The sequence below is a fragment of the Halorubrum rarum genome (assembly GCF_048380895.1).
Classification (GTDB): domain Archaea; phylum Halobacteriota; class Halobacteria; order Halobacteriales; family Haloferacaceae; genus Halorubrum.
In genome coordinates this window covers 1-7,919 of the sequence record NZ_JBLWMN010000033.1, presented here as the reverse complement: position 1 = coordinate 7,919, position 7,919 = coordinate 1, and the positions used below count along the sequence as shown (strand labels likewise).

General features: G+C 58.6%; 8 protein-coding genes. 7 read left to right on the top strand and 1 reads right to left on the bottom strand.

Annotated features, from left to right (window positions below):
* Positions 1–213: 213 nt before the first annotated feature.
* The 7 genes from ACNSN7_RS15440 (at position 214) to ACNSN7_RS15410 (ending at position 7,444) form a co-directional block, all read left to right on the top strand.
* Positions 214–2,415 (top strand): hypothetical protein, encoded by a 2,202-nt coding sequence (locus tag ACNSN7_RS15440; protein WP_418283192.1) that lies wholly within the window; start codon positions 214–216, stop codon positions 2,413–2,415.
* A 92-nt stretch (positions 2,416–2,507) separates the two neighbouring features.
* A complete protein-coding gene (locus ACNSN7_RS15435; protein WP_418283191.1) occupies positions 2,508–2,870 on the top strand; it encodes a hypothetical protein in 363 nt (120 codons plus the stop codon).
* Positions 2,871–2,896: 26 nt separating this feature from the next.
* Positions 2,897–3,268 carry a DUF8023 family protein gene (locus tag ACNSN7_RS15430; protein WP_418283190.1) on the top strand — a complete coding sequence of 124 codons (372 nt, stop codon included), beginning with the start codon at positions 2,897–2,899 and terminating at the stop codon, positions 3,266–3,268.
* A 137-nt stretch (positions 3,269–3,405) separates the two neighbouring features.
* A complete protein-coding gene (locus ACNSN7_RS15425; protein WP_418283189.1) occupies positions 3,406–5,112 on the top strand; it encodes an Env/VP5 family phage fusion protein in 1,707 nt (568 codons plus the stop codon).
* Positions 5,069–5,650, top strand: a complete 582-nt coding sequence (locus tag ACNSN7_RS15420; protein ID WP_418283188.1) for a DUF8063 family protein — start codon at positions 5,069–5,071, stop codon at positions 5,648–5,650. Before ACNSN7_RS15425 ends, ACNSN7_RS15420 begins: the two co-directional genes overlap by 44 nt.
* Entirely contained in the window at positions 5,647–6,483 is an 837-nt protein-coding gene (locus tag ACNSN7_RS15415) for a DUF8125 domain-containing protein (RefSeq protein ID WP_418283187.1), read from the top strand. Before ACNSN7_RS15420 ends, ACNSN7_RS15415 begins: the two co-directional genes overlap by 4 nt.
* A complete protein-coding gene (locus tag ACNSN7_RS15410) occupies positions 6,476–7,444 on the top strand; it encodes a hypothetical protein (protein WP_418283186.1) in 969 nt (322 codons plus the stop codon). The genes ACNSN7_RS15415 and ACNSN7_RS15410 overlap by 8 nt, the downstream gene beginning before the upstream one ends.
* Before the next feature lie 90 nt (positions 7,445–7,534).
* On the opposite strand, the gene ACNSN7_RS15405 is transcribed toward ACNSN7_RS15410, so the two are convergent.
* Positions 7,535–7,750 carry a winged helix-turn-helix transcriptional regulator gene (locus tag ACNSN7_RS15405; protein ID WP_418283185.1) on the bottom strand — a complete coding sequence of 72 codons (216 nt, stop codon included), beginning with the start codon at positions 7,748–7,750 and terminating at the stop codon, positions 7,535–7,537.
* Positions 7,751–7,919: the final 169 nt, after the last annotated feature.

The following is a 7,919-nucleotide window of genomic DNA, read 5'->3' as shown; positions in this document are numbered from 1 at the left end:
CTGCGCCGGCCCACTACCCGCATATACTTTTTCCACCTTTTACTGACAAGTAGCGACGGATCTGCGGGGTGGTTCCTGTGAGTCTCGGGAACCGCAGCAACACCGGGACCACGTTCACAGCTGACGGACTCGGTGAGTTCTGGTGCCCTATCTGTCAGCAGAGATGTACGCGGAATTCGACAAGCGGTGTCGAGTACGGTCACGCGCTCGACTGTGATCGGCGTCCGGACGAGCTGGAGTGTCCCGACGAACGGTGAGGTCGAGAGCTCCGCGCCGGCTCACCTCCCAACGGCTCCGGCACGATCTCGGTCATGCTCACGACCCGCTGCTCGACAGTCGCTCCAAGCGGTCGGCGACCTTGTGGTGCGTGAGGACCGGCGGACCCGGTCCGAACGCCGCCGACCGCGCATCGGCGACCATCGGGAGCCAAACGAGCGGCGGTGCAGTCGCGGAGCGTTCGCTGTCGCGCTCACCTGGAGGTGCACGATGAGCGCACCCAGCGAGGGGTCCGCGGCTTGGCCTTCCAAGGAGACTAACTCTGTAGAGCCGTCTCTCACCGGATTTGAGGAAGACGTAGATCCCGTCGTTGAACGAGTTGTCGAGTTTGCGACCGAGTACCCGGAACTGGCCGACCTTCCGCTCTCGGAGACACACGGGCGAAAACTCCGCCGGATCGTGACCGATCCCGACTGGGAGCAGGAATACGTCGACACCGATGATCCGCTGGAAAGCGCCTTTACCGTGGATCGGCTCGCGTCCCGGTCAGCTAGCACATGGCAGGACGCAGTACACGCCTTTCTGCGTTCACATCACGAATACGACGGGATGCATGCCCGCTTTACCGATCTCGAAAGCGGCGACGAGTTCGACGTCTCTCTCGCTGACGCGTGGGGCGAAGAGTACAGTCGCAAGCAGTACGCTCGGGCTCGTGCGCTTCAGCGACAGATGAGCGGCGGAAAACGGCCCTCCGGTGGCGAAGCGGTCCCTGCATGGGACGATCCGGTGACCGTGATGCTCACTCTGACCGCGTCGTCAGTTCCGGGTGGTGGACGACTGGCTCCCGTCGATCAGATGGATGCTATTCATGACGCGTTTTCGTACGGTGGCGTTCGTGACACGCTCCGGAACGTGCTCGAGTATCATCTCGACCTCGACTCCGAACAGTGGGGCTACTGGCTTCAAGCCGAACCGCACGGGATGGGTGTTGCGGCTGACCCTGACGAAGATCCCGGGAAAAACGCTTGCTATACACATATTCACGTCGGGGTCTACTTCGACGCCGATGAATTCGACGATCTCCGTGATGCAGCCACCGAGTTCGAGCGGGTTATCGATAAACACGTAACTGAGTGTGACCCTGCTGGTTGGTCGGCTCACGATTATGACTCCATCGACGATTATCTTCTCGAAGACGACGGCTGTATCTCGATGAACGCGGACGTCGGAAACCTCGGATCGTACCTTGCGGCGTATATGGGTGGCTACACCGAGGATCTCCTCGATAAACCGATCGAATACGTCGCATGGGGAGCGATCTACTGGGCTGCGGCTCGTCGACGAACGTCTCGTTCCCAGACAGTGAACCAAGCGATCCGCGCGGATCGGTGCGAACAGCGAGCCGAATACGAGGACTCCGGACAGTCGGATTCGCACGGTGACCGGGTTCTGTGGGACGACGGTCACGGAGCCGATGTCGTCTGCGCCTGTTGTGGCTCCCCGTGGACGATCGACCAGGACCGACTCGACGGTCCCCGCGTGGAGAAGGTCGTACTCGACGACGATCTGCAGTGGGCGACGAACGTCGCTCCACCTCCCTCGCCTGAGACATCGAAACGAACACTTGCCGAACGATGGCCGTCCGCTGATCGCGGCGCAGTAGTCGGGGAGTCGCCTCGAAACGCGTTGATCCGCGAGCGTGTTGAGAGCTACTTTGATGTTCATCGCTCGGACGTTTCGCTCCCGTCGTTGCTCGCACGGTTGAACATCGATCCGAAACATCGCGAATTCGTCGGGGAGCTGCTCAACGGTGAACAGCAACCCGACTCCGAAACCTTCGATCGGCGGTCTCCGAGTGAGTTCGGATACGAACTCAAAGCGATCGTCACGCCGGACGGGGAGGAACATCAACCCGGAGGCGGCGGCGTCGACATGGTTCCGCTCGAGCTTCCGGTAAAGAACGTCATCGAGAACACTCGCCTGAGACACGATCTCGTTCAAGGGGAGATCTTCCGTGACGGACGGACGAACGTCGCGATCCACGATCCCGAGCTGATGGCTCGTAGATTCATCAATCAGGGTATTACTGATCCGGAGGTCGTCGATCGACTACTCGTTGTTGAGGACTACCATGTCTCGAACCCAAACATGGAGCGATCCGAACCGAGGCCGTGTATGGTTCATCCTACTGATGTGTAGACGGTGGTTTGAGCTTCGCACTCTCGTGATTATACTTTCACATTGCCTCTAGCCGTGTTATATGTAACCTCTAAAGAACCTATCAGTTGGAGATGTCGACCGATACACCGACTCCCCCTGACGGTTTCGAACAGTTCGAAAGTGACGATCCCGACGGCGACGTGCCGACCGTCGAACTCGGACCTGGAGACGTGCTCGAGGGACTCGTGCTCGACTTCGCGGAAGGCGAAGGCGAGTACGGCCCGTGGTACCGGCTCAAGATCAAGGACGAGTCGCGCGGTGTCGTTCGCTACTTCGCGAAGGGCGAAGTGAAGCGTGCAGCTCGAAAGGATCGTGTCGAGGTCGGAGAACCGATCTGGATCGCGATGGACACGAGCGAGGAGACGCTCGAGCGTGACGACGGTTCGACCCACGACTACAATCCGACCATGGTCGCGTTCCCGGGTGAGAGCTGATGGCTTCTCACGGCAACATGTCGTCGATGCTGACTGACTACGCCAACCTGCGAACGCTGCCCGCCGCGATCGGGATCGTGTTCGCTGTCGCCTCGATCTATCTGTTCGGCGGCATCGCCGGACTGACGATCGAGTGGGGCATCAACTATACGCTGACCACGGGCCACGCCCTGTGGGTATCGCTCGCTGCGTACGTACTCGCGTTCGCCTCGAGTGAGACGCGCTCGTTCGATCACTACGAACAGTGGGAACAGGTTGCGATCGTCGGTGGTCCTGCCGTGATGATCGCCTACCAACACTGGACGTGGTTCAACGACCTGATCGTCACGAACGAGCCGCACCTCGCAATCCTCGCGTTCCTCGTGTCGTTCGCGAGTTACGCGGTGCTCGTGCAGTAACCAACGCTGATACTACGTTTATGACTACCAAACATGACACCTCGACTGGTGGTAAGCCATCGCAAAGCTGTGCTGCTCGCCCTACTGTGGGCTGTAACAATGACGCTGATGCATCTCCTGCTACTGATGCTGGCGGTGTGAACCGTCGCCGCTTCATCCAAGGGCTCGGTGCGTCTGCTGCTGCTGGCGTCGGGCTCGCTCACTCGAACGGCCCGGTCCAAGAGTCCGAGGCGATCTTCCCTGCGGTCGTCGCTGGTGGTGCGGCTGCCAAGTTCGCTGCTGGTGCTGGTCTCGGCGGTGTCGGACTCGGTTGGGCACTACGTGAGTTCGAAGTGCTCGGATCGAATCCTCCCACTGAGGGCCTGACTCCTGAGACGCTCCACTCTCATGCCTATGAGGCCGGGCTTAAACGCAGTCGGGAAAATCAAAGCACCATTATCGACAACGGTGAAATCCTCAAGGGTGTCGAACACACTGCGTACATCGAGGGGAAGATCGATGCGATCGAAAAGCTGAACGAACAGGTTAGTCTTTCTGAGGTGCAAGCTGCTGCTGAATCTGCTGTCGACGATTACCAAGCGACCGTCGAAAAAAATCTTCTGAGCTCGTGGAATGAGACCATAAACGAGCTTACCGCTTTCGCTGATCGTATTGGGTCTCACGAAGATCTCACTCTTGGGACCGTTTACAACCATCCCTACGGCGGAACAGATTACGCTGTTGTGGAAATGAGTTCCACTACTGAACAGCATACTCTCCCTGATGGATCTACTATGGATCTGCTCAAGTACACACAGGTCTCGAGTAATGATTACGATCGAACCTACAATCCCAAGAGTTACACCGGTTCCATGTCGGCTGATGGTGCTTACCTCGAAGTCAATCATCCCGGCGATGGTGATCGTGTTGATCTTCTCCATTACACTGATTGGAATGATATCTACACCGATCTGACTTCGACGTTCGACGGTGCTCGCGACGGGCTCGCTCTCTGGGTCGAAAGCGTCTATTCGGATGTTCAATCCGGTGAGCTTGAGCTATCAGATCTCATCACGCCCCGCGAACAGGCGGCGATGATGGCTGAAGAGGAGTCGATGGCGCAAGCGATCGCCGATCTCGCTGCGTTGAATATACCAACCGACGTTGAGCGAGAAGCAACGATCAGTCTGTCGAATATCGACGCAAGGATTCGGGGCTCACTCGCACTAACGTCGGATCAGGCGATCGTGTCCGGTGAAACCTACACTCCGTCTAATATGGACGGGGACGTTTACCTGACCTATGACGTGTCGCTCGGAGAAGGGACGTGGTCCGCCTACGATACTAATGTCGATGGTGGTCTCGTCACCTTCACCGAAGAGCCCTTCGCGAGTACGATCTTCCGCCTCGAAACCACTGCTGGCGAAACCGTCGAACTGGTTAAAGACGACTTCGATCACGACGATTCCGCAGGTGTCTGGGAAACGAACATCTCGGATGATGTCGAAAACGCTATCACTGAGGTTGATGAGGTACGTTTCTTCGCTGACGTTGAAGATACGCAGTACGAAACCATCAAGATCGAGAACCAGTTTACGGTCGAGAAGATCGAGAACACATCGACCGGCGATGAGGAGCAGCAGATGAACTTCGAGTCGACCGAACCACAGGACGATACGAACTACATCACACAGGAAGAGTGGGATGATCTCGAACAGCAAAACCAAGAGCTCATCGAGAAGTACGAGGACTCGCAAAGTAGCGGCGGTCTCGGTCTCGGCGGCTGGGATGTTGCTGGTGTCCCCGGTGAGATAATCATCATTGTCGCTGCTGCGCTCGCTGCGCTTGGACTCGTCAATAACTAAACCCATGATCCGCCACTTTTTGATAATCCTGACCGTGCTAGCTGCTGCAACCGGTGGCGTCGCTGCTGTCGATAACGCGACTGAGAACGCGACCGACGCCCTCGAGGACGATCGCGACGACGACCATATGTTCATCGACGATGGTATCTATCTCGTTGATGCCTCGATCGATGACGGCCACGCTGTGCTTACGTTTACGGCTGACCGCCGCGAACGCGTCACGCTGATCGAAGCTGTCCGGCTCGACGAACACCGGGAGATAAACCGGGAGTCGTTCGTCTTGCAGTCTGACCGTGAAACGACTGTCCGCCTCCCGATCGACACGAGTTCGCCGACCGCTGGCGTGTTCGTCGACACACAAACCCGGCTCCAAGGAGTGCCGATTAAAACATCGGACCCACTCGTCGGCGGCCCGTACGATGCCTCTGACGCGCAAGCGGCAGGGCTCGGCGGTGCCATCGGAGTCGCGTTCATCACGCTGCTGCTCGTGCTCCGTACCGTCTACGGACGAGACGAAGGCGCTGAGAGGGTCGCATGACTCGAGAAACCGAGTCTATCGACCCCGACGAACCAGTCTCTAAAGGACGGCTCTTCGTTGACTTCCTGAAACACCGCTTTTGGGATGTGATCATCGTGCTCGCTGGTATTCTTGGCATCGCTCTGGTCATGAACTATGAACCGGCGATCCCGCGCTTCTGGTACATCTTCGGGCTCGCGTTCGGCGCTGGCGGCATCCCTGTCGGGTACCTCGCTGGTAGTAAGGTCGTGTCGCTACTGTACAACCCACGGCGCATCTGGCTGATCGACCTCGATACCCGCGTTCTCGATGGCGGTATCTTCCGGTTCGCTGTCGACGAGTTCCGCGACCTCGAGGTCACGGACGAGTCGGGCAACACGGATGCCGACTACTCGCTCACGCAACTGACCGATAACCTCTACGTCGGCAAACAGGTCGACGTCGAGAACTCTACGGTGGTCGGCACTTGGCGCGGCACGCTCGACGACGTGGAGCTGGCGCGAACGCTCGCAGCGGTGAAACGCTGCCGGGGCGAACTCCAAGACAAGGCGCAACGCGGTTGGGCGATCGAGACGGCAGCACCCGCGATCGTCTCGAACGCGCTCCGCAGTGAGGTCGATACGCTGATGGACACGATCGAGGCGGGTACCCTGCCCGACGAAGGCGACGGTATCGGCGATGCGATCGAGGAGCGGCTCGACGATCTCGGCTTCGATGACCACCTGGAAGAGGTGATCGAGGAGTTCGAGCCGGACCCCGGCGACAAGTCCGATCCGGATCCGTTCGAGGAGCTGGAGAACGGCACGGAACCCGACCAACCGACGCCCGCGACCGACGGAGGAGCCCATGAGTGATAGCATCGACGAGAATCTGCTCACGGCTGCAAAGCTTCGCGAACAGATCGAAGAGCGGATCGACGGCCACGGCAACCCGCACAAACACACGGGGATCGTCGACGATCCGAAACACCGCTCGAACCTCTCGTTTCTTGAGGCGGCGACCGACTCCTCGATCTACGAGAGCGAGGTCGGCGAACAGCTGCTCGAGAAGTTCCGCGCAGACCGAGCGACGGAAGCGGTCACCAGCGGAAACGGCTCGGTACTATCGCATCTCGTCGGCGTGACCGAGCAGGACCTCGAGGCGAGCGCGCTCACGCTTCCGGCGCGTATCCTCGACGAACTCGACCGTGACGGAGCGCTCACGACTTTGCTCGCGGCTGGCGATCCGAACACCGGGAAGACGAACACGGTGTGGCTGCTCACCGAACTGGCGCGGACGTACTGGGACGATCTCCTCGTCGTCTCGAACGCGCACGCAGCGATCGTCGACGAACGTGTGACGACGTGCCACGACCTCGCGATGACGTTGTTGTCGAACCGCGACCGTCCGAAGATGGTCGTGATCGACGAAGGCTCGACTCACTTCGACGCGCGGACCAATTCCTACGAGGTCGCCAACCAGTGGTCGCCGCTGCTCAAGCGGATGAGTAAGCTCGGCGTCGAGGTGTGTGCGGTGATCGGTCACACCGGAAAGGACGTCGATCCGGAGATGAAACGGCTCACCTCGCTCGCGCTCTACAAGAGTGCTCCCGAGGTCGCCGACTTCTTCGCGACGTGGCCGGCCGACGACGATTACCCGACGGATCGTCTGTTCGGTGGCTCGCTGAAAGCGCTCGAGGCGACCGCTGTCGAGTACGATCCTGATGAACCCGCTCCGTGGGAATGGAACCTTCGCGCCGGCCTGTTCGACCGCGATCTCGACTGGCCCGAGCTGCTCGACCTACTGCGTGACCGTGGACCCGCAGACCCTTCCTGAAAACGCTGCCCCACCCACCCAGCCACCAACCCTTGTAGTGGTTGGGTACCGCCGCGCGGCCCCTCCTTGTGGGGGGTCGCGCGGGTTACTTTAACTCCTTTCTGAAAGCCACCATGCCTTTGTTCCACCCAACTTTTTCGATTCGACTTGCCCTTTCTCCTCTAACTTTCTTAATCGTCTGAACATACCGGGTTGACTATACGAAAGAGCCTCGGCTACCTCCTTTGTTGAGAATACGAGATCCTCTGACTCTCTTAAGAAATCAAGGATTTCCTCGTCAGAGGTGTCTTCTGGACGACCGGTCATATCTACACTTCGAATGCTATCCCTATAACTATCAGTAGTTTGGTGGTTATGAATTAGTCAATGCTTAATTACTACCAACAATTAAGTACTAACCCATTCATATCTGGATATCGGAAGCATTCGCTCGGGACTAAGATCTCGATTAAAAGCGAAACCCGAGATTCCCCCT